The sequence below is a fragment of the Streptomyces sp. NPDC027185 genome, assembly GCF_055567035.1.
Genome location: NZ_JBVHRF010000011.1, coordinates 155,257 through 176,254 on the forward strand (window position 1 = coordinate 155,257; position 20,998 = coordinate 176,254).

The 20,998-nt window shown below is 75.3% G+C and carries 18 protein-coding genes; 8 read left to right on the plus strand and 10 right to left on the minus strand.

Translation table 11 applies throughout. The annotated features are described in order from the left end of the window. Positions 1-176: 176 nt before the first annotated feature. From ACZ4M8_RS28870 to ACZ4M8_RS28885, 4 genes are all read left to right on the plus strand, one after another. Positions 177-1,961, plus strand: coding sequence for an FAD-dependent monooxygenase (locus ACZ4M8_RS28870; protein WP_467612615.1), 1,785 nt, complete (start codon positions 177-179; stop codon positions 1,959-1,961). 160 nt (positions 1,962-2,121) lie between these two features. Continuing rightward, positions 2,122-2,664: a cupin domain-containing protein gene (locus ACZ4M8_RS28875; protein WP_467612618.1), complete on the plus strand. Its 543-nt coding sequence runs from the start codon at positions 2,122-2,124 to the stop codon at positions 2,662-2,664. A gap of 88 nt (positions 2,665-2,752) precedes the next feature. Then, on the plus strand, positions 2,753-3,151 hold the full coding sequence (locus ACZ4M8_RS28880; protein ID WP_467612621.1) for a rhodanese-like domain-containing protein: 399 nt from the start codon (positions 2,753-2,755) through the stop codon (positions 3,149-3,151). A 150-nt stretch (positions 3,152-3,301) separates the two neighbouring features. Next, the gene (locus ACZ4M8_RS28885) at positions 3,302-3,496 is read left to right on the plus strand and encodes a hypothetical protein (protein ID WP_467612624.1); all 195 of its coding nucleotides are present in this window, start codon (positions 3,302-3,304) and stop codon (positions 3,494-3,496) included. Between the two features lie 272 nt (positions 3,497-3,768). On the opposite strand, the gene recX is transcribed toward ACZ4M8_RS28885, so the two are convergent. The 3 genes from recX to ACZ4M8_RS28900 all read right to left on the minus strand — a co-directional run bounded on the left by recX (position 3,769) and on the right by ACZ4M8_RS28900 (position 6,165). Then, on the minus strand, positions 3,769-4,398 hold the full coding sequence (gene recX, locus ACZ4M8_RS28890; protein ID WP_467612626.1) for a recombination regulator RecX: 630 nt from the start codon (positions 4,396-4,398) through the stop codon (positions 3,769-3,771). A gap of 6 nt (positions 4,399-4,404) precedes the next feature. Next, entirely contained in the window at positions 4,405-5,523 is a 1,119-nt protein-coding gene (recA, locus tag ACZ4M8_RS28895) for a recombinase RecA (RefSeq protein ID WP_467612628.1), read from the minus strand. A gap of 270 nt (positions 5,524-5,793) precedes the next feature. Then, a complete protein-coding gene (locus ACZ4M8_RS28900; protein WP_467612631.1) occupies positions 5,794-6,165 on the minus strand; it encodes a VOC family protein in 372 nt (123 codons plus the stop codon). A 92-nt stretch (positions 6,166-6,257) separates the two neighbouring features. Here ACZ4M8_RS28900 and ACZ4M8_RS28905 point away from each other — a divergent pair, with 92 nt between their 5' ends. Then, positions 6,258-6,719, plus strand: coding sequence for a MarR family winged helix-turn-helix transcriptional regulator (locus ACZ4M8_RS28905; protein WP_467612634.1), 462 nt, complete (start codon positions 6,258-6,260; stop codon positions 6,717-6,719). 3 nt (positions 6,720-6,722) lie between these two features. Here ACZ4M8_RS28905 and ACZ4M8_RS28910 read toward each other — a convergent pair whose 3' ends face one another. Both ACZ4M8_RS28910 and ACZ4M8_RS28915 read right to left on the minus strand, forming a co-directional pair. Continuing rightward, entirely contained in the window at positions 6,723-7,907 is a 1,185-nt protein-coding gene (locus ACZ4M8_RS28910; RefSeq protein ID WP_467612704.1) for an AI-2E family transporter, read from the minus strand. Between the two features lie 183 nt (positions 7,908-8,090). Continuing rightward, positions 8,091-8,285, minus strand: coding sequence for a DUF3046 domain-containing protein (locus ACZ4M8_RS28915; protein WP_399084925.1), 195 nt, complete (start codon positions 8,283-8,285; stop codon positions 8,091-8,093). Positions 8,286-8,478: 193 nt separating this feature from the next. Here ACZ4M8_RS28915 and ACZ4M8_RS28920 point away from each other — a divergent pair, with 193 nt between their 5' ends. The 3 genes from ACZ4M8_RS28920 (at position 8,479) to ACZ4M8_RS28930 (ending at position 15,635) form a co-directional block, all read left to right on the plus strand. Next, on the plus strand, positions 8,479-9,402 hold the full coding sequence (locus ACZ4M8_RS28920) for a hypothetical protein (protein WP_467612637.1): 924 nt from the start codon (positions 8,479-8,481) through the stop codon (positions 9,400-9,402). Between the two features lie 141 nt (positions 9,403-9,543). Then, positions 9,544-14,322 (plus strand): DEAD/DEAH box helicase, encoded by a 4,779-nt coding sequence (locus ACZ4M8_RS28925; protein WP_467612640.1) that lies wholly within the window; start codon positions 9,544-9,546, stop codon positions 14,320-14,322. Positions 14,323-14,834: 512 nt separating this feature from the next. Further along, a complete protein-coding gene (locus tag ACZ4M8_RS28930; RefSeq protein ID WP_467612643.1) occupies positions 14,835-15,635 on the plus strand; it encodes an Fpg/Nei family DNA glycosylase in 801 nt (266 codons plus the stop codon). A gap of 1,365 nt (positions 15,636-17,000) precedes the next feature. Here ACZ4M8_RS28930 and ACZ4M8_RS28935 read toward each other — a convergent pair. From ACZ4M8_RS28935 to rimO, 5 genes are all read right to left on the minus strand, one after another. After that, positions 17,001-17,471, minus strand: a complete 471-nt coding sequence (locus ACZ4M8_RS28935) for a Dps family protein (RefSeq protein ID WP_467612646.1) — start codon at positions 17,469-17,471, stop codon at positions 17,001-17,003. Positions 17,472-17,710: 239 nt separating this feature from the next. Next, the gene (locus ACZ4M8_RS28940; RefSeq protein WP_399084943.1) at positions 17,711-18,094 is read right to left on the minus strand and encodes a helix-turn-helix domain-containing protein; all 384 of its coding nucleotides are present in this window, start codon (positions 18,092-18,094) and stop codon (positions 17,711-17,713) included. Between the two features lie 94 nt (positions 18,095-18,188). Further along, positions 18,189-18,716, minus strand: coding sequence for a CinA family protein (locus tag ACZ4M8_RS28945; protein ID WP_467612649.1), 528 nt, complete (start codon positions 18,714-18,716; stop codon positions 18,189-18,191). After that, complete coding sequence (gene pgsA / locus ACZ4M8_RS28950; RefSeq protein WP_467612652.1) at positions 18,713-19,351, minus strand: CDP-diacylglycerol--glycerol-3-phosphate 3-phosphatidyltransferase; 639 nt, start codon at positions 19,349-19,351, stop codon at positions 18,713-18,715. Before pgsA ends, ACZ4M8_RS28945 begins: the two co-directional genes overlap by 4 nt. Beyond that, positions 19,348-20,823 carry a 30S ribosomal protein S12 methylthiotransferase RimO gene (gene rimO, locus ACZ4M8_RS28955; RefSeq protein ID WP_467612655.1) on the minus strand — a complete coding sequence of 492 codons (1,476 nt, stop codon included), beginning with the start codon at positions 20,821-20,823 and terminating at the stop codon, positions 19,348-19,350. Before rimO ends, pgsA begins: the two co-directional genes overlap by 4 nt. Positions 20,824-20,998: the final 175 nt, after the last annotated feature.

A 20,998-nucleotide genomic window follows, 5' to 3' on the forward strand; every position in this document is an offset into this window, starting at 1 on the left:
GGCCGGCGGGCGGCGGCGCGGACGGGACGCGGGGGCGGTGCCGGGGCCGGTGCCGCCCTCCGTCACTTGACGCGGACGGCCGCAGTGGGTTGCATACGCTGTGTGATCACGCACCCGGCGCCAACTGCCCGTTCCCGTACCGCCGCTTCGCCCCTCCGGGGCCGGGGAGCCACCTCGTGGACCCGGTGATCGTCGTGGGGGCGGGCCCGGTCGGCCTCGCCCTCTCCCTCTCCCTCGCCCGCCTCGGCGTCCCCTCCGTCGTCCTCGACGACACCACCGGCCCGGAGCCCGCCCGCCCGGCCCGCACCGCCGTACTGCGCGAGGACACCGCGGGGTACGTGGCCCGGCTGAGCGGCGGCGCCCTGGCCTCGGCCGGCACCCGCTGGACGGCGTGGCGCACGGTGCGCCGCCGGCGGCTGATGGAGCGGGTGGAGTTCGGCCCCGGCGGCCCGTGGACACCGGAGGCCGGCGACGCGCCCGCCTCGCCCGTCCACCTCCCCCAGCACGCGCTGACCGGTGCGCTCCGCACCGCGCTGGAGGGCGAGGAACTGGCCCGGATCGTCAGCGGCAGCCGCCTGGTGGAGATGGAGCAGGACGCCGGCGGCGTCAGCGCCCACACCCGCGGCCCCGGCGGCACCTGGTGGCGCGGGAGCTTCCTGATCGGCTGCGACGGCCCGCGCTCCACCGTCCGCAAACTGCTGGAGATCCGCTTCCCCGGCCGCACCTCCGTCGAACGGCACGCGGTGGCCGCGATCCGCGCGGAGCTGCCCTGGCCCGGTGAGGCGCTGCTGCACCGCGCCCCCGGGCGGCACGGCGGTACGGAGGTCTGCGCCCGGCCGCTGCCGGACGGGGTGTGGCGGCTGGACTGGCTGCTGCCGCCCGGCCGCGACCTGGTCACCCCGGACGCGCTGGTGGCCAGGATCCGCGACTCGCTGGCCGGCTGGGCCGCCGAACCGGCCCTGGCCGCCGGTGACGCCGCGCCCCCCGAGCCGCCCCGCGGCCGCGGCCAGGAGCGCCCGGTGCCGCCGTACGAACTGCTCGACACCGGTGTGCACACCGTCCACCACCGGCTGGCGCGGCGCTGGCGGCACGGGCGGGCCTTCCTCGCCGGTGACGCGGCCCATCTGCTGGGCGCGCTCGGGACGCAGGGCCTCGACGAGGGACTGCGGGACGCCGAGAACCTTGCCTGGAAACTGGCGCTCGCCTGGCACGACGGGGCGTCCGAGACGCTGCTGGACAGCTACCAGGCCGAACGGCGCGGGGCGGTCGCCGCCCGGCTGCGCGCCGCCGACCAGGCACTTCCGCTGCTGCGCGACGGCGGTGCGGGCCGGGTGCGGCGCGCCCTGCCGGGCGCCGCGCGCGGTGGCTCCGCGCTGCTGACCGACGGTCATCTGGGGCGCGGGCCGCTGGGCGCCCCTCCGGTCCACGCCCGGTCGCCGCTCGCCCCGGCCCCTGCGCACACCGCGCCGGCACCGGTCGGCACCCTCCCGGGCGCGCCGGTCGCCGATGTCCCGGTGACGACCGCCGACGGCACGGTGCTGCCGCTGCGCGAACGGCTGGGCCAGGGGCTGCTGCTGGTACTCGTCGCACCCGGTACGGGCGTGTGGGAGCCGCGGCACTGGCGGTCCGCCGGGCTGATGCCCCGGCTGACCGGCGCCGCCGAGGGACTGCCGCTCACCGCGGAGGTGCTGGTCGCCGAGGAGTACCCGGGGGCGGCCGCGCACACCGTGCTGCTGGTGCGCCCGGACGGCCATCTGGTCACCGCGATGTCCGGCGTCCGCCCGGACGAGCTGTACGCCTGCGCGGAGGCGGTACGCGGCGGGGCCTTCGGCGGGACGGCGCACCGGCCGCCGGACGAGGGCGCCACCACGGCCTCCGGCGGTGCGACCGAAGGTTCCGCGGGCGCGGAATCCGCGGTTGACCCTGCGGGAACGCCCGTGTTTCACTCCGACGGTGACTGAGCACGGCGCGCGTTTTTGGCGGAGGGTCCATCTCGACCTGCTCCGCTACGCGGGCTGCACCTGTCGTCCGTCCTGCTGATCCGCAGTTCTTCCCCGCGCGCTCGGCGGCCGTCCGGCCGCGGTGAGCGCGTCTCTTCGCGATCTTCCAGGACGGTGTCCCGTGCCCGCTCTCCCCACCCCGCTCCGCCCTCGGACCGCCCCGCCCACGGGCGGTCCGAGCGCCGCGGAACTCCTCGCCTTCGTCCGCCGCACCGCCGCGGACGAAGCGCTCGTCGCCTCCCTCCCCCTCGATCCCGAGGGCCGCACCTGGCTCCGGCTGGACGGTCCGGACGGCAGCGAGGCATGGCTGATCGGCTGGCCGCCGGGCACCGGCACCGGCTGGCACGACCACGGCGGCTCACGCGGCGCCTTCGCCGCGGCCGCCGGGGCGCTGACGGAGGATTCCCTCACCGTGCAGCTGCCCACCGAGGGCTGGCGGACCCTGGAACTGGCCGACGGCGTCGACCGCACCCGTGTCCTGACCGGCGGCCGGGGCCGGGCGTTCGGCGCGCACCACGTCCATCAGGTGTACAACGCCTCCCCGGGCGCCCACGCGGTCTCGGTGCACGCCTACCATCCGCCGCTCCCCCTGATGCGCCGCTACAGCCGCACCGGCCCGCTGCTCCGCCTCGAAGAGGTCGAGCGCCCGGCGGACTGGGCATGAGCTCCGGACCGGCCGCGGTGCCGGACACCCTCCCGGGCGCCCCGTGGCGCCCGGCGAACACAGCCGACGGAGAGGCGGAGGTGGGCAGTTGAGCGCCATCGACACACTGCTGGAGCAGGCCCGGACCCAGCTGGACCGGTTGGAGCCGGCCCAGGCCGCGGCGGTGCAGCGGGCGGGCGGCCTGCTCGTCGACATCCGCTACGCGGCGCTGCGCGAACGCGACGGCACCATCCCCGGCGCGCTGATCGTGGAACGCAACGAGCTGGAGTGGCGCCTCGACCCCACGGGCGCCCACCGCGCTCCCGAGGCGACCGGACACGATCTGCACACCGTCGTCATCTGCAACGAGGGGTACGCGTCGAGCCTCGCCGCCGTCTCCCTCCAGCAGTTGGGACTGCACCGCGCCACCGACCTGACCGGCGGCTTCCAGGCCTGGCGCGCGGCCGGCCTCCCCGTCGTCCCCGGCACGGGCCCCGCCTCCGGCTGACCGGTACGGGGGCGGTCGGGCTCGCGGGAACGTGGGCGCGCCCCGGTCCGCGCCGAGACGTGCCCAGGCTGCCGAGGTATGCCGCGATCGTGGTGGGCCGGGCAGCGGCGTCAGCGCGCTCGGCGGTGCCCGGCCCACCACGATCCGGGGATGCCACGCCACCGGAAGGCCGAGGCGGCGGGGCGGCCGGTAGGGGAGCACGTCGGCGTCGGCGTCGGCGTCGGCGTCGGCGTCGGCGTCGGCGTCGGCGTCGGCGTCGGCGTCGGCGTCGGCGTCGGCGTCGGCGTGCCGGAACGTCCCGGCCGGCCGTGCCGCACCGCTGGAAGGCCGGATGTTCCGGGGTGACCGGTACGGAGCGACGTCAGGTCATTCGACGGCGCTTCGGCCGGTCGTGCCGCGTCACGGCGGGCGGAGCGTGACGGGGGAGACCGGCGCTCGGGGCACCGGCCTCGCCCGGCGATGCCTGCCCCGGCCGCACCGCACCCCCGGAGAGCCCGGGTACGGCGGGACGACCGGCCCGGGTGGCTCCGGTGTGCTCGGCGCTCCCGGCTCGCCCCTTCCCGCACCGGTGGCGGGCGGGGCGTGACGAGCCGCGGCGGGCGCCGGGCCCCGGAGCGCTATCCCCGCTCCCAGTGCTCCAGCAGCTCGGGGTCCTCGCCTTCCTCCTCCAGTGCCTGGCGGACCACCCGCAGGGCAAGGCCCTCGGAGTAGCCCTTGCGGGCCAGCATCCCGGCGAGGCGCCGCAGCCGCTTGTCGCGCTCCAGCCCTCTGGTGGAGCGGAGCTTGCGCTCGACCAGCTCCCGGGCGGTGGCCTCCTCCTGCTCGGGGTCGAGGCGGCCGACCGCCCGGTCGATGACGTCGGACTCGACGCCCTTGGTCCGCAGTTCCCGGGCGAGTGCCCGCCGGGCCAGGCCCCGCCCGTGGTGGCGGGACTCCACCCACGCGTCGGCGAACGCCGTGTCGTCGATGAGTCCGACCTCCACGAAGCGGGAGAGCGCCTCCTCGGCCGCCTCCTCCGGGATGCCCCGCTTGCGCAGGGCCTCCGCGAGCTGGCTGCGGGTGCGCGGTGACCCGGTGAGCAGGCGCAGGCATATCGCCCGCGCCTGCTCCTCGGGCGTACGCGAAGACCCCTGCCCGGCCCTCGACGAGGAGGGGTCCCCGCTGTCGTCACGGCCGCCGTGGCCCTCACGGTGCTCCACGCCGCCCATGGCGTGGCCACCCTCGGGCCATTCCGTTCGCCGCGTCATGCCGGACTAGCTCTTGGCCGCGGTGGCCTTGGCACCCTTGGTGCTCTTGGCCGCGGGCGCCGGGACCGTCTTGGCGGGCTCGGCCGGGCCCGCGGCGTCCGGACCGGGCTCCGCCGCCGGGTCCTGCGGCTTGACGCCGATGCCCAGCTTCTCCTTGATCTTCTTCTCGACCTCGTTGGCGAGGTCGGGGTTGTCCTTGAGGAAGTTGCGGGCGTTCTCCTTGCCCTGGCCGAGCTGATCGCCCTCGTACGTGTACCAGGCGCCCGACTTGCGGATGAAGCCGTGCTCCACACCCATGTCGATCAGGCCGCCCTCGCGGCTGATGCCCTGGCCGTAGAGGATGTCGAACTCGGCCTGCTTGAAGGGCGGGGCGACCTTGTTCTTGACCACCTTGCAGCGGGTGCGGTTGCCGACCGCCTCCGTGCCGTCCTTGAGGGTCTCGATACGGCGGATGTCGATACGCACCGAGGCGTAGAACTTCAGGGCACGGCCACCGGTCGTGGTCTCCGGCGAGCCGAACATCACGCCGATCTTCTCGCGGAGCTGGTTGATGAAGATCGCGGTGGTCTTGGACTGGTTGAGCGCGCTGGTGATCTTGCGCAGCGCCTGGCTCATCAGCCGGGCCTGGAGGCCGACGTGGGAGTCGCCCATCTCGCCCTCGATCTCCGCCTTCGGCACCAGGGCCGCGACGGAGTCGATGACGATGAGGTCGAGAGCGCCGGAGCGGACCAGCATGTCCGTGATCTCCAGGGCCTGCTCACCGTTGTCCGGCTGGGACAGGATCAGGGCGTCCGTGTCCACGCCGAGCTTCTTGGCGTACTCCGGGTCGAGCGCGTGCTCGGCGTCGATGAACGCCACGGAGCCGCCGGCCTTCTGGGCATTGGCCACCGCGTGCAGGGTCAGGGTCGTCTTACCGGAGGACTCCGGTCCGTAGACCTCCACGACGCGACCGCGGGGGATGCCGCCGACACCCAGCGCCACGTCGAGCGCGGTCGACCCGGTGGGGATGACCTCGATGGGTTCGTTCGGCCGCTCCCCCATGCGCATCACGGCGCCCTTGCCGAATTGCCGTTCAATCTGTGCGAGCGCGGCGTCGAGCGCCTTCTCGCGGTCAGTGCCTGCCATGGGTTCCACCCGATTTGCTTGAGTCGATCGCTTCACGTCCACGACGCTAACGCCTGCCACTGACAATGCGCCCGGACCCGGCTCCGGCCTGTGGACAACTCGGCGGGGAAGCCCCGGAACTCCCGCTCCGGCGTACAGGTCGGATCCTCATGAGAATGGATGTTCGATTTTACTGTCAAGCGGACCCCGCGGCCCGTCCGCCGCCTCGCGACATGACCGGACGGATGCGGCGCTCCGGCCACCGGGCCGGAACGCCGCCTCGCACCCCCCTCACCCGCTGTGCGCCGTGAGCCGGTACCCCTCCGGGCCCTCGAAGGAGAACATCGGGCCGAAGGGGCTGTCGGCGAGGGGGGTGAGGATCTTGACGCCGTCGGCGACGAGCCGGTCGTGGAGCTGCCGGGCGTCGGGGGTCCGGAACCAGAGGACCACCCCGAGGCCGGGGCGGGCGGCGTCGGAGAGATCGGTGTCCGGGAACAGCTCGCGGACGGCGAACGGGATCGGCGCGGTGTCGAAGACCACCCCGTGGGGCGGCGAGACCGCGGCCCGGCGCATCCCCAGGTGCCGCTCGCAGAAGGCCGCGGCGCCCTCCACGTCACGGACCTGGAGGGCGGCGAAGACGGGACCGTCGACGGCAACAGACATGGGATTCCCTCGCTTTGTCGCAGGATTTCAATGTCAGGACTTTGACATGAGGGAGATTAGGGGCGACGGAAGAGGCATGTCAAAATACTGACATGAAGGAGAGCGTGTCGCCGGAACCGTCCACGCCCGCGGACGATGTCACCCACCACTTGGGCTACCTGCTCAAACGCGCCCAGGCGGCGCTGCGTGGCGCCATGGACAGGGCGCTGCGCGAACACGGGTTGACCGTGCCGCAGTACTCCACGCTCGAACTGCTGGCGCAGCATCCCGGGATGTCCAACGCCGAGCTCGCTCGCGCGACCTTCGTCACCCGGCAGTCCGGGAACGTCGTCCTGCGGGGGCTCCAGGAGTCCGGGCTGATCACCCGCCCCGCCGCGGCGGATCACGGGCGGGCCCGGCCCGCCCGCCTCACCGAGGAGGGCCGGGCGCGGCTGGCCGAGGTCCGGACCGCCGTCCGCGCCGTGGAGCAGCGCATGGCCGACGCCGTCCCGCCCCGGCGCGCCGCGGCGCTCCTGACCGACCTCGACCGCATCGCGGCGGCGCTGGAGGAGTGAGTGTCAGCGCCCCCGGGCGTCCCCCGGCGGCTCCTTCCCCTCCGGGGCACCGTCCCCCGGTGCCCCGGACCCCCCGGGTGCGTCGCGGTGCAGCCCCTGGCGGACCCGGGCCAGCGCCCGCGCGGTGCGGCGGGAGCGGTGGCCGCCGTGGACCCTCGGGTCGGTCACCTCGTACCGCTTGACGTACGCGCTCAAGAACGCCTGGAGGGTGGCCGTCGCGGGGATCGCGATCAGCGCGCCGACGGCGCCCAGCAGTGCCGTGCCCGCGATGACGGAGCCGAAGGCGACGGCGGGGTGGATGTCCACCGTGCGCGCGGTGATCCGGGGCTGCAGCAGATAGTTCTCGAACTGCTGGTAGACCACGACGAACGCGAAGACCCACAGGGCGTACCAGGGGTCCACGGTGAAGGCGATCAGGACGGGCAGGGCGCCCGCGAGGTAGGTGCCGATGGTCGGGATGAACTGTGAGACCAGGCCGACCCAGACGCCCAGCGCCGGTGCGTAGGGCACCCCGAGGATCTCCAGCAGGACGTAGTGGGCGATCCCGGAGATCAGGGCCATCAGACCGCGGGAGTAGAGGTAGCCGCCCGTCTTGGCGACCGCGATCTCCCAGGCGCGCAACACCTCCGCCTGGCGGTGCGGCGGCAGCACGGAGCACAGCGCACGGCGCAGCCGGGGCCCGTCGGCCGCGAAGTAGAACGAGAACAGCGCCACCGTCAGGAGGTTGAACAGGCTGCCCAGCACCGTCGCGGAGACGGCGAGGACGTTGTTGGCGCTGTCCTGGACGTACTTCTGGAGCCAGTCGGAGTTGAGGAGGTTGTTCTGCACCTCCAGCCGGGACAGGTGGGTGTGGAAGGTGCTGTTCGACCAGCTGATGACGGAGTCCAGGTACTGCGGGAACTCCTCGACCATGGTCGCGATCTGGCCCGCGACCATCGATCCGAGAAGGGCGAAGAAACCCGCCGCGGCGACGAGGATGCCGAGGAAGACCGCGCCGGTGGCCAGCCCGCGCCGGACGCCGCGCGCCGCCATCCAGTCCACCGCGGGCTCGACGGCCAGCGCGAGGAAGAAGGCGATCAGGATGTTCAGCAGCAGGCTGATCAGCTGGTGGAACCCCCAGCTGGCGAGCTGGAAACAGGCCACCAGCGCGAGGGCCAGCACCATGGCGCGCGGCAGCCAGCGCGGCATCCGCGCGTCCGGCGGCTGGGGAGGTCGTCGGTCGTCGGTGAGCGTGTCTTCATTCGCGGGCACCGGCCCAGTGTCGCGCACCCGTACGACAATCCCGGCCGTCGCCCGGTGTTCGGCGGCGGGCCACCCGCCCCGGGGCGCGCGGGCCGGCCCCGCCCCGGGCGCGGGCCCCGTGCGCGCCGGTCAGCGCCGTTCCTGCGGGACGTCCATCGTGGCGCAGACCACCCGCCACACCTCCTTGGCGCTCCAGCCGGCGTCCAGCGCCTCGTGCACGGTGCGGCCCCCGAGGCCGGACATCACGTGGTCGCGGGCGAACGAGTCGGCGTACGCCGGTCCGAAGTGGTCCGCCATCCGCTGCCAGAAATCCGTCAGCCTCATGAATCCCGTCTCCTCCTGGCCCGGCCCTCCGTCCGCCGGTCCGCGGCCGGCAGCGCACCGTGGCTCTCCGCAGCGTATGCCCTTCCCGCCGGGGCCCGCCGCCGTCAATGCGGCGCCCCGGAGGTCCCGCCCTGGGAGGGCACGGGCCCCGGGGCGGTGCGCCGGGGCGCGATCCGGCCCTACGGTGCGGGGCATGGCCGAGAACACCAGCCCGTCGCCGTCCCCGCTGGCCCGTGCCGAGCGCTTCATGTGGTTCACCGCCCGGGTGCTGGAACAGCGGCTCTTCGCGTTCCACTTCCGCGACGGCGGTGACGGCCCGGTGGAGACGGCCCTCGCCGCGTACCGCAACGATGACGGCGGCTACGGCCACGCGCTGGCGCCGCAGCTGCGCGGTCCGGCCAGCCAGCCGCTGCACACCGCGTACGCCCTGGGGGTGCTGGACGGCATCGGGCGGTGCGGCAGCCGCCACATCGAGCACGTCTGCCGCTATCTGACGCGGATCTCGACCCGGGACGGGGCGCTGCCCGCGCTGCACCCGGTGGCGCACGGGTACCCGGCCGTCCCGTGGCTGCCGGCCACCGGTGAACCGCGCAGTTCCCTGCTGGCCACCGGGCCCGTGGTGGGCGTGCTGCACCGCAACGACGCCTGGCACGCGTGGCTGTTCCGGGCCACGGAGTACTGCTGGGCCGCCGTGGAATCCCTGACCGACACCCACCCCTACGAGGTCCGGGCGGCGCTCGCCTTCCTGGACGGCGTCCCGGACCGCCCCCGCGCCGCGGCCGCCGCGCACCGTCTGGGCGCCCTGGTACGGGGCCGGGGCCTGGTCGTCCTCGATCCGGCGCGGGCCCCGCACACGCCGGTCGCCCCGGGGTACGCCCCCGGGGAGCACCACTTCGCGTACGACTACGCGGCCACGCCCGGCTCGCTGGCCCGCGGCTGGTTCACCGACGCCGAGCTGGCGCGGTCGCTGGACCACCTCGCCGCGCTCCAGCGCGCGGACGGCGGCTGGCCCGCCGACGGGGACGTCCGGGCACCGGTCTCGGCGGCGGAGAACCGCCCGGCCGCCACGCTGCGGGCCCTGCTGACGCTGCGGGCGTACGGGCGGACGCCCGCCTGAGCGGGGAGCGGCCGGGGCCGGGACGCGGAGTCGGCGCACGGCCGCTCCCCGCGGCTGCGGCCGGGCCGCCGCACCCGCGCCGACCTGCACGGACGCCGCGTTCCGGCGGCGTTGTCAGTGGTGCGGTGCAGGATGGGGGGCATGGACGGGACAGCGCTCGACTCCTTCTCCGCCGCCACCCGCGGCTGGTTCACCGGCGCCTTCCACGCGCCGACGGCGGCGCAGGAAGGCGCCTGGAGCGCGCTGCGCGAGGGCTCGGACGTCCTGGTGGTCGCGCCGACGGGCTCCGGCAAGACGCTGGCCGCCTTCCTCGCCTCGCTGGACGCACTCGCGAGCACCCCGCCCCCGGCCCAGCCCAAGAAGCGCTGCCGGGTGCTGTACGTCTCGCCGCTGAAGGCCCTCGCGGTCGACGTCGAGCGGAATCTGCGCAGCCCGCTGACCGGCATCCGGCAGGAGTCCGTCCGGCTCGGGCTGCCCGAGCCGGACCTCACCGTCGGCATCCGCTCCGGCGACACCCCGCCCGCCGAGCGCCGCGCGCTCGCCACCCGCCCGCCCGACATCCTGATCACCACCCCCGAGTCCCTGTTCCTCATGCTCACGTCGTCGGCGCGGGAGGCGCTGGAGGGCGTCGAGACGGTGATCCTCGACGAGGTGCACGCCGTCGCCGGGACGAAGCGCGGCGCGCACCTGGCACTGTCCCTGGAGCGGCTGGACGCGCTGCTGCCGCGCCCGGCCCGCCGTATCGGACTGTCGGCGACGGTCCGCCCGGTGGAGGAGGTGGCCCGCTACCTGTCGCCGCGGCGCCGGGTGGAGATCGTCCAGCCGCCCTCCGGGAAGCGGTTCGACCTGTCGGTGGTCGTCCCTGTGGAGGACATGGGCGAGCTGGGCGGCGCGCCCGCCCGGGAGGGCGAGGCGGGCGAGAAGCCGTCGATCTGGCCGCAGGTCGAGGAGCGCATCGCCGACCTCGTGCAGGCCCACCGCTCCACCATCGTCTTCGCCAACTCCCGCCGCCTGGCGGAGCGGCTCTGCAACCGCCTCAACGAGATCGCCCACGAGCGGGCCACCGGCGAACCGCTGCCGGAGGACCACTCCCCGGCCGAGCTGATGGCCGAGTCCGGCGCCGCCAGGGGCGCGCCACCGGTGCTGGCCCGCGCCCACCACGGCTCGGTCTCCAAGGAGCAGCGGGCCCTGGTGGAGGAGGACCTCAAAGCGGGCCGGCTGCCGGCCGTCGTCGCCACCTCCAGCCTGGAGCTGGGCATCGACATGGGCGCGGTCGACCTGGTGATCCAGGTGGAGTCGCCGCCGTCGGTGGCGTCCGGTCTCCAGCGGGTGGGCCGCGCCGGACACCAGGTGGGCGCGGTGTCGAAGGGCATCGTCTTCCCGAAGTACCGCGGTGACCTGGTGCAGGCGGCGGTGGTCACCGAGCGGATGCGGACGGGCGCCATCGAGGCACTGCGGGTGCCCGCCAACCCGCTGGACGTCCTGGCGCAGCAGCTGGTGGCGATGACCGCGCTCGACACCTGGGACGTCGGCGAGCTGCTGACCCTGGTGCGCCGGGCGGCGCCGTTCGCCTCCCTCCCTGAGTCGGCGTTCACCTCCGTCCTGGACATGCTCGCCGGGCGCTACCCGTCCGACGCCTTCGCCGAGCTGCGGCCGCGCGTGGTGTGGGACCGCGTCGCGCAGACGGTCTCCGGCCGCCCCGGGGCCCAGCGGCTCGCCGTCACCTCCGGCGGCACCATCCCCGACCGCGGCCTGTTCGGCGTCTTCCTGGCCGGTGGCGACGGCAAGGGCGGTGGCCGCCGGGTCGGCGAGCTGGACGAGGAGATGGTCTACGAGTCCCGCGTCGGTGACGTCTTCACCCTCGGCACGACCTCCTGGCGCATCGAGGACATCACCCGCGACCGCGTCCTGGTCACCCCCGCCCCCGGGGTGCCGGGCCGGCTGCCCTTCTGGAAGGGCGACCAGCTGGGCCGCCCCCTGGAGCTGGGCCGGGCGCTCGGCGCGTTCCTCCGCGAGATCGGGGCGCTGGCGCCCGAGGACGCGCGGGCCCGGCTCGCCGCCGCCGGTCTCGACGACTGGGCCTGCGACAACGTCCTGGGCTACCTCGCCGAACAGCGCCAGGCGTGCGGCCATGTGCCGGACGACCGCACCGTCGTCGTCGAGCGGTTCCGCGACGAGCTGGGCGACTGGCGCATCGTGGTGCACTCCCCCTTCGGCGCGCAGGTGCACGCCCCGTGGGCGCTCGCCCTCGGCGCGCGGCTCGCCGAGCGCCACGGTCTGGACGCCCAGGTGATGCACGCCGACGACGGCATCGTGCTGCGGCTGCCCGACGCGGACCTGCTGGGCCTGGACCTCCTCGACGGGCCGGACGGCGGTGCGGGCCCCCCGGCGGGCGCGGAGTTCGACCCGGAGCAGTCGCCGGTCGGCGCCGCCGATGTCGTCCTCGACCCCGGTGACGTCGATCAGCTGGTCACCGACCAGGTGGGCGGCTCGGCGCTGTTCGCCTCCCGTTTCCGGGAGTGCGCGGCGCGCGCCCTGCTGCTGCCGCGGCGCAGCCCCGGCCGGCGCACCCCGCTGTGGCAGCAGCGCCAGCGCGCGGCGCAACTCCTCCAGGTGGCGAGCGAGTTCGGTTCGTTCCCGATCGTCCTGGAGGCGGTCCGCGAATGCCTCCAGGACGTGTTCGACGTCCCCGGGCTGACGGAGCTGATGGGCGACATCGAGGCCCGCCGGGTCCGCCTGGTCGAGGTCACCACCCCCGAGCCGTCCCCGTTCGCCCGCTCCCTCCTCTTCGGCTACGTCGCGCAGTTCCTCTACGAGGGCGACTCCCCGCTCGCCGAGCGCCGTGCCGCCGCGCTGTCGCTGGACTCCCGGCTCCTGGGGGAGCTGCTGGGCCGCGCGGAGCTGCGGGAACTGCTCGACCCGGAGGTACTGGCGGAGCTGGAGCGGGAGTTGCAGTGGCGCACCGACGACCGCCGGGTCAAGGACGCCGAGGGCGTCGCCGACCTGCTGCGGGTGCTGGGACCGCTGACCGACGCCGAGCTGGCCGAGCGGGGCGCCGATCCGGCGTGGGCCGCGGAGCTGGCCACGGCCCGCCGCGCCATCCCGGTACGGCTGGCGGGCACCGCGCACTGGGCCGCGATCGAGGACGCCGGACGGCTCCGCGACGCCCTGGGCACGGCGCTGCCGGTCGGTGTCCCGGAGGCGTTCACCGAGCCGGTGGCCGATCCGCTGGGCGATCTGCTGTCCCGGTACGCCCGCACCCACGGCCCGTTCACCTCCGAGCAGGCGGCGGCCCGCTTCGGGCTGGGCCCGGCCGTCACCGACGGCGCGCTGCAGCGTCTGGCGGCGTCCGGCCGTCTGGTGCAGGGCGAGTTCCGCCCGCCCGGCGCCCACCCCGCCCCGGAAACACAGGGCACCGCCCCTCTCCACGGCACCGGCCAGGAGTGGTGCGACGCCCAGGTGCTGCGGCGGCTGCGGCGCCGTTCGCTGGCGGCGCTGCGCGAGGAGCTGGAACCGGTGCCGCCCGCCGCGCTGGCCGCGTTCCTGCCCCGGTGGCAGCAGGTCGGCGCGGTCCGTCCCCCGGGCACCGCACGGCCGCCGCAGGGCGCCGCCCCCGGGCTGCGCGGGATCGACGGACTGGTGCGCGCGGTCGAGCAGTTGCAGGGCGCGCCGGTGCCGGCCTCCGCGCTGGAGAAGCTCGTCCTGCCGTCCCGGGTCGCGGACTACTCCCCCGCGCTGCTGGACGAACTCACCGCCACCGGCGAGGTGGTGTGGGCGGGCGCGGGCGCGCTGCCCGGCAAGGACGGCTGGCTCACCCTCCATCTCGCCGACACCGCGCCACTGTCACTGGCGCCGCCGCTGCCCCTGGAGGTGTCGGCGCTGCACGCCTCCGTCCTGGACGCCCTCGCGCCCGGGTACGGCCTGTTCTTCCGGCAGCTCGCCGACCGGGTCCGCGCCACCACCCACCCCGAGGTCACCGATCCGCAACTCGCCGACGCCCTCTGGGAGCTGACGTGGTCGGGCCGGCTCACCAACGACACCCTGGCACCGCTGCGCGCACTCCTGGGCTCGGGCCGCACGGCCGGTGCCACCGCGCACCGCGCCCGCCGCTCGGTACCCCGCGGCCGGTACGGCGCCTCGACGATGCGCGCCGGCCGCCCGCCCGCGTCCCGCTCCGGCCCGCCGACCACGGGAGGCCGCTGGTCTCTGCTGCCCGCCCCGGAGCCCGATCCGACGCACCGCGCCCACGCCCTGGCCCGCACGCTCCTGGACCGCCACGGCATCGTCACCCGTGGCGCGGTCGCGGCGGAGGGCGTCGAGGGCGGCTTCTCGGCGGCGTACCGCGTACTGTCCGCGTTCGAGGAGAGCGGGCAGGCCCGCCGGGGTTACGTCGTCGAGGGGCTGGGCGCCGCGCAGTTCGCGATGGACGGCGCGGTCGACCGGCTCCGCGCGGTGCACAACCGCCGCGAGCGCGAGAGCGCGGACGGCTTCGCCCCGGACCGTCCGGGCGGTGCCGGGCAGGGCGAGGACGCGCAGCGGGCGGTGGTACTCGCGGCGGCCGATCCGGCGAACGCCTACGGCGCGGCGCTGCCGTGGCCCGAGCCGCCCCCGGGCTGCACCCACAAGCCGGGCCGGAAGGCCGGTTCCCTGGTCGTCCTGGTCGACGGTGAGCTGACGCTCTACATGGAACGCGGCGGCAAGACCCTGCTGCTCTGGCCGCTCGGCACGGAAGCGCCCCGGCCCGACGCCCGGCTGCGGCAGGCGGTCGAGGCGCTGACCGCCCTCGCCCGCGCGGGCGCCCTGGGCACGATCACCACCGAGCGCATCAACGGCATATCCGCCCTGACCTCCCCGTTCGCCCCCCTCCTGGAGGAAGCGGGCTTCCACCCCACACCCCGGGGCCTGCGCCTGCGGGCATGAGCGGGGCGGGGGCCTGTCCCTCCACGCCCCGGAGCCGGAACGGACGGGGCGCCGGGGTGGAGCGGCCCCCGCCCCCGCCCCGTCGGTCCAGGAGGCGGCACCGGGCGACGACCTCAACGGCGGACATCCCCCACCTCGTACGCCCGGGTGACCTCGTGCGTCCTCACGCCCGCCCCGAGCCCCGCCCGCCACACGCACCCACCCGCCCCCTCCCAGCCGGGCCCCACCCGCCACGCCCAGCCGGAACCCGCCCGCACACCACCTCGCGTGCCCGCCCCACACCGCATCCCGCGCCCTCGTCCCCGGGCTCCTCCACCACCCGCGGCCGAACCCCGCCCGCCCACACGGCCCACCTCGCGTGCCCGCCCCGCAACCCCGCACCCACCCGGCCGGCACACCCCTGCACCCGCACGACGGAAACCCCCGCCCCAGCAAAGCCCGCCGCCCTCGCCGACCAACCCCACGCACCGCGCCACCCCGCCCCGACGCCCCCGCCCCGGCATCATGGCCGTATGCCCGAAGGCGACACGATCTGGCGGGTCGCCCGGCAGTTGCACGAAGCGCTGGCCGGGGACGTACTGCTCCGGTGCGATCTACGGGTGCCGCGGCTCGCGACGGTCGACCTGTCCGGCCGGACGGTCCTGGAGGTGGTACCGCGCGGCAAGCACCTGCTCACCCGCGTCGAGGGCGGGCTGACCCTCCACTCCCACCTGCGGATGGACGGCGCCTGGCGGATCTACGCGCCCGGGGAACGGTGGCGCGGCGGCCCCGCGCACCAGATCCGGGCGGTGCTCGGCACGGCGCGGCGCACCGCTGTCGGGTTCCGGCTACCCGTGCTGGAACTGATGCGGACCACCTCCGAGGAAGGGGCCCTGGGCCATCTGGGGCCCGATCCGCTGGGTCCCGGCTGGGACCCGGAGGAGGCGCTGCGCCGTCTGCTCGCCGCCCCGGAACGCCCCCTCGGCGACGCCCTGCTCGACCAGCGCAATCTCGCCGGTATCGGGAACGTCTACCGGTGCGAGCTGTGCTTCCTCCTCGGCGCCTCCCCCTGGCTGCCGGTCGGACAGCTCCCCGACCCCGCCCGCGCACCGGCCCTGGCCCGGAAACTGCTGGAAGCCAACAAGGACCGCCCCGAGCGGCGCACCGTCCCCGGTGCCCGCCCCGACCGCCGCCTGTGGGTCTACAGCCGCGCCGACCGCCCCTGTCACCGCTGCGGCACCCCCGTACGCCACCAACCGCACGGCCCGACACCCGACGCCCGGACGACCTACTGGTGCCCGACCTGCCAACCGGGCCCCGCACCGGACACCTGACCCACCCGGCGCCCACCCCGGACACCTGACCTGGCCCACCGCCCCGGCGCACGCCCCGCACCGCTCCCAGGCCCGGTGAACGCCCGCACCGCCCACGCCCGGCGCACGTCCCGCCTTCGGCGCCTCCTGGCGAAACGCCCCGCACCGGGCCCGGCCCCTCTTGGCCCCACTCCCGCCCCGGCCCGCCGACCGCCCCGCACCCGTCCGGCGCCCGCGCCCCTCCGGCGAGCGCCCCACCACCGACCTGGTCCCGACTCCCGCCCTCAGCCCACCAGAACCCCAGGTCCGACCCCCGCCCCTCGGCCCGCCTGCCGCCCTCGAACTCCAGCCCCGGCACCCCTCGGCCCTCTACCGCGCCCGCGCCCGGCACCATGCCCCGACGCTCCCCCACACCGGCGCACCTCCTCCCCCGTACGCCCGCACCTCGACGCGCCCCGCCTCCTCGCGCACCGGCCCGTCAGCCCACCCGCACCTCGCCCCGTCCCTCTCCCGGCTCCCGGCTCCCGGCTCCACCCATCCGTACCGAGCCCCAGCCCGTCCCGCCCCACTGCCCCACCAGGCAAAACGCCCCCACGGCGGACCAGCTCCCCCCTCCGGCCCCGCCCTCAGCCCTCCCCCGCACCGGCCCCGGCCCACCCGCCCCACCGGCGCACCCCATCCGGAGCCAGCCCCAAGCCCCTCCACCCCGCCGCAGGCCACGCCCCATGCCTCCTCCACCCGTCCAGATCCAGGTCCAGCCCCCCAGCGTCCCCCCAGGTCACCCCCGTTCCCCCGACCCGCCCGATATCCGCCCCTCCCGGGCCCACCGCAGCACGCTCCGCACCGCGTCCCCGCCCGCCCGGCGGAGACCACCGGGTGGCAGCACACCCGGCCCCCTCCCGCCGCCCCGCCGGGGCGCCGCGCGCCGCCCCGCCCAGGGCACGCAGTGCACCGGCAGCAGGCTCAGTCCCCAGCCCCCCGCGGCCACCGCCGATTCGACCGGCCCCGAGGCGGCGGGCCACCACACCAGCCGGGCCACCGCCCACCACCACACCGCCCCGGCCACCACCGCGAGGACGATCCGCCCCCTGGCACCGCCCCGCGGACCCCCCGGCCGGCCGCCGGCCCTCCGGCCGGCCGATGCGCGCCGCCCCGCTCCGTGTCCGCTCATCGCCGCCTCCTCCGGCCGGCCGCCGTCCGGGCCTCGCCCCCTGCCCCGTACGACGCTAGTGGCGCCCCACGACGGCGGGACAGGGCGCATCGGCGCTCCCCCGGCGCGCGTCCCCGCCGTACCCGCCCACGGGCCGGGACCCCGCGCACGGCCCGTACGCCGTCCCCGGCCGGCACCCCTGCGAACCGGCCCGCGCGGCGGGCGTCCGGCGTCCGTCAGCGGGCCTCGGCCTGGAACATCCAGTGGTGTTTCTCCAGGTCACCGGTGAGGCCGATGAGCAGGTCCTGGGTAACGGGGTCCGGCGTCCCGGTCGCGTCGATCCGTTGCCGCATCCGCCCGATGACCGTGCCGAGCGCGGTGACCAGCGCGGTGACCGCGGCCTCGTCGGCGACCCATCCCTCCGGCATCTCCGCGATACCGGTGCTCCGCGCGACCGTCGCCGCCCGGCCGTCCGGCGGCACCCCCACCGCGGACGCCCGCTCCGCGACCGTGTCCGCGTGCGTGCGCGCCACGGCGACCACCTCGTCGAGTTGGAGATGGACGGAACGGAACCGCGGGCCGACAACGTTCCAGTGCAGCTGCTTGGCGACGAGGGAGAGATCCACCAGATCGACCAGGGCGCCTTGGAGCGCCTCCCCCACGACGGCGCGGTCGGCGTCGGCCAGCGTGCTCGTGACCACAGACATCCAGCTCTCCTCCTGAGGACGGACGCCCGGCACCGGCAGCGGCCCGAAACGTCCGGGAATGTACGGGTCTGGTCATCGTATAAACGATCGGCCGACGGGGAGTGGTCGAGCCACCGCACCAGGCTCCGTCCCCGCCGCCCCACGGATCCGTGCGGATGCCACCGGTCGCCCCGGCGGAATCGACGGAGCCCCGCCCGGCTGGTGCCGGGCGGGGCTCCGCAGATGGCCTGCGTGGTGCGTCAGGCGGCGACGCCGGCCACGACATCGGCCGGTGGCTTGATCGTCACACGGTCCTCCGCCACCCCTGTCAGGGAGGCGACGGACATGGCGTTGAACGTGGGCCGTACCGGTGCGGGCACCGGGTCGGGCGCGGCCGCGGACTGTGCCAGTTCGGCGAGCGCCAGCTCGTCGCTGACCTCACGCATCAGCTCGGACATGCGCACATCCAGCGCGTCACAGATCGACGAGAGCAGTTCGGACGACGCTTCCTTCTGTCCTCGTTCGACCTCGGACAAATAGCCGAGCGACACCCGGGCGGAGGAAGAGACCTCGCGCAGGGTGCGGCCTTGGCGCTGACGCTGTCGGCGCAGCACGTCACCCAGCAGGCGACGAAGCAGAATCATCGCTGGCTCCCTCCTCGGACCTCGGATCCGGATCCTTCTCGCCCCACCGTACCGCCTCCTGCCGTGGCCGTGCCGGGCGCGAGTACGTGTTCACTCAGGGCTGCAAACATCCCTTCCCCCCGTGTTGTTCCGTATCCTGTGCCCCCGTATTTTCTGTCAGTTCGCCGAACAGCAGCCCGATCACGGCCCCGACGCTGTCCCGGCGGATCCCCTCGCGGTCCCCCTCCAGGGCCAGCCGCCGTACCGCGACCGCCTCCCCGGGGCCGCAGACCGCGACGAAAACGGTGCCCACCGGCTGCCCGTCCTGCGGATCCGGACCGGCCACGCCGGTGGTGGCGACGCCCCAATCGGCGCCCAGCAGCCGCCGCACCCCGCAGGCCATCTGCCGCGCCACCTCGCCGTCCACCGCACCCCGCGCGGCGAGCAGCTCCCCGTCGACACCCAGGACGGAACGCTTGACATCGGTGGCGTACGCGGTCACCGCGCCCCGCACCACCCGCGAGGCACCGGGCACGGCGGTCAGCCCGGCGGCGACCAGACCGCCGGTGAGCGACTCGGCCGCCGCGAGGGTCTCCCCCCGCGCGGCGAGCAGCTCCAGCACCCGCGCCGCTCGGCCGGTCACCGTACGGCGTCCCGCTCGGCGCGCTCGCGGGCCAGCCCGGCCCGGCGCAGCACGACGGCCTGGCGTACGTAGTCCAGTCCGGTCACGACGGTCAGCACCACGGCGAGCGCCATCACCCACCAGCGGAACGTGGCCAGCGGGCCGGTGAGCACCAGGACGTACATCCCGGCCGCGGTGCCCTGCGCCAATGTCTTGATCTTGCCGCCACGACTGGCCGGAATGACACCGTGCTTGATCACCCAGAACCGCAGGAGCGTGATGCCCAGCTCCCGGAAGAGGATCACGCCCGTCACCCACCACGGCAGATCGCCCAGGACGGACAGGCAGATCAGCGCCGCCCCCATGATCGCCTTGTCGGCGATCGGGTCGGCGATCTTCCCGAAGTCGGTGACGAGGTTGTACGACCGGGCCAGATGCCCATCGAAGACGTCGGTGATCATGGCGACGGCGAACGCGGCCCAGGCGAACGAGCGCCACGCCGGATCCCGCCCGTCACCGTGCATCAGCAGCAGCACGAAGGCCGGCACCAGGACCAGCCGCAGCATCGTCAGGACGTTGGCGATGTTCCACAGCCCGGCCTGCCGGACCTGAGCCGGGCGCGGCCCGCCGGTGGCGGAGGCCGGCAGCGGCGTCATCTGCCCGCCCCTTCGGTGCCCTCGGCCGAGCACACCTCGGCGACCAGATCCACACCCTCGCTCGCGACGACCTTCGCCTCGGCCATCCGGCCGGGCGTCAGCCCCTCCGCACCGCGCAGCAGCGTGACCCCGTCGGTCTCGGGTGCCTGGTGAGCGCCCCGGCCCACCACGCCGTCCTCGTCGTCGATCCGGTCGACCAGCACCCGGACCGTGTCGCCGATCCGCTCCTCGGCCCGCTGCGCGGTCAGCTCCTCGGCCAGCCGCGACACCCGCGCCAGCCGCTCGGCGACCACGTCCGGGTCGGTCTTGTCCGCGTACGAGGCGGCTTCGGTGCCGTCCTCGTCGGAGTAGCCGAAGACGCCGATCGCGTCCAGCCGGGCGCCGGTCAGGAAGCGCTCCAGCTCGGCGACGTCGTCCTCACTCTCGCCGGGGAAGCCGACGATGAAGTTGGAGCGGGCACCGGCCTCGGGCGCCTTGGCGCGGATCTGCTCCAGCAGCTCCCAGAAGCGGTCGGTGTCACCGAAGCGCCGCATCCGGCGCAGCACCCCCGGCGCCGCGTGCTGGAAGGACAGGTCGAAGTAGGGCGCCACCTTGTCGGTGGAGGTCAGCACGTCGATCAGCCCGGGGCGCATCTCGGCGGGCTGGAGGTAACTGACCCGGATCCGCTCGATGCCGTCGACGGCGGCCAGCTCCGGCAGCAGCGTCTCCAGCAGCCGGATGTCGCCGAGGTCCTTGCCGTAGGAGGTGTTGTTCTCGGAGACCAGCATGATCTCCTTCACGCCCTGCTCCGCCAGCCAGCGGGTCTCGCCGAGGACGTCGGAAGGGCGCCGCGAGATGAACGAGCCGCGGAACGAGGGGATGGCGCAGAACGAACAGCGCCGGTCGCACCCGGAGGCGAGCTTCACCGACGCCACCGGGCTGCTGCCGAGTCTGCGGCGCAGCGGCGCCCGGGGCCCGGAGGCCGGTGCGACGCCCTCGGGCAGATCGGCGGGCGGGGTGTCCTGCGCGTGGCCGGGCAGCGCCACGGCGCCGGCGCCCTGCCGTTCGGCGGGGCTGATCGGCAGCAGCGCGCGGCGGTCGCGCGGCGCGTGCGCCTCGACGTTGCCGCCGCTGAGGATGGTCTGGAGGCGGCCGGAGATGTCGGTGTAGTCGTCGAAGCCGAGCACACCGTCGGCCTCGGGCAGCGCCTCGGCCAGCTCCTTGCCGTAGCGCTCGGCCATGCAGCCGACGGCGACGACGGCCTGGGTGCGGCCGTGATCCTTCAGATCGTTGGCTTCCAGCAGGGCGTCGACGGAGTCCTTCTTGGCGGCTTCGACGAAACCGCAGGTGTTGACGACGGCGACATCGGCATCGGCGGCGTCCTCGACGAGGTCCCAGCCGTCCGCTGCCAGGCGGCCTGCGAGCTCCTCCGAGTCCACCTCGTTACGGGCGCAGCCAAGAGTGACAAGGGCGACGGTACGGCGTTCGGGCATGGGGCTCAGCCTACTTCGTCCCGGACGCGCCCCTCGCGCGCAGGTCCGCCGCCGTGGGGGGGGGGGGGGGGGGGGGGGGGGGGGGGGGGGGGGGGGGGGGGGCGGGGGGGAAGGGGGGGGGGAACCCTCCCGCAAACCACAACCGCCCCCCCTTTCCTCCTTCTTTTTTGCTTGA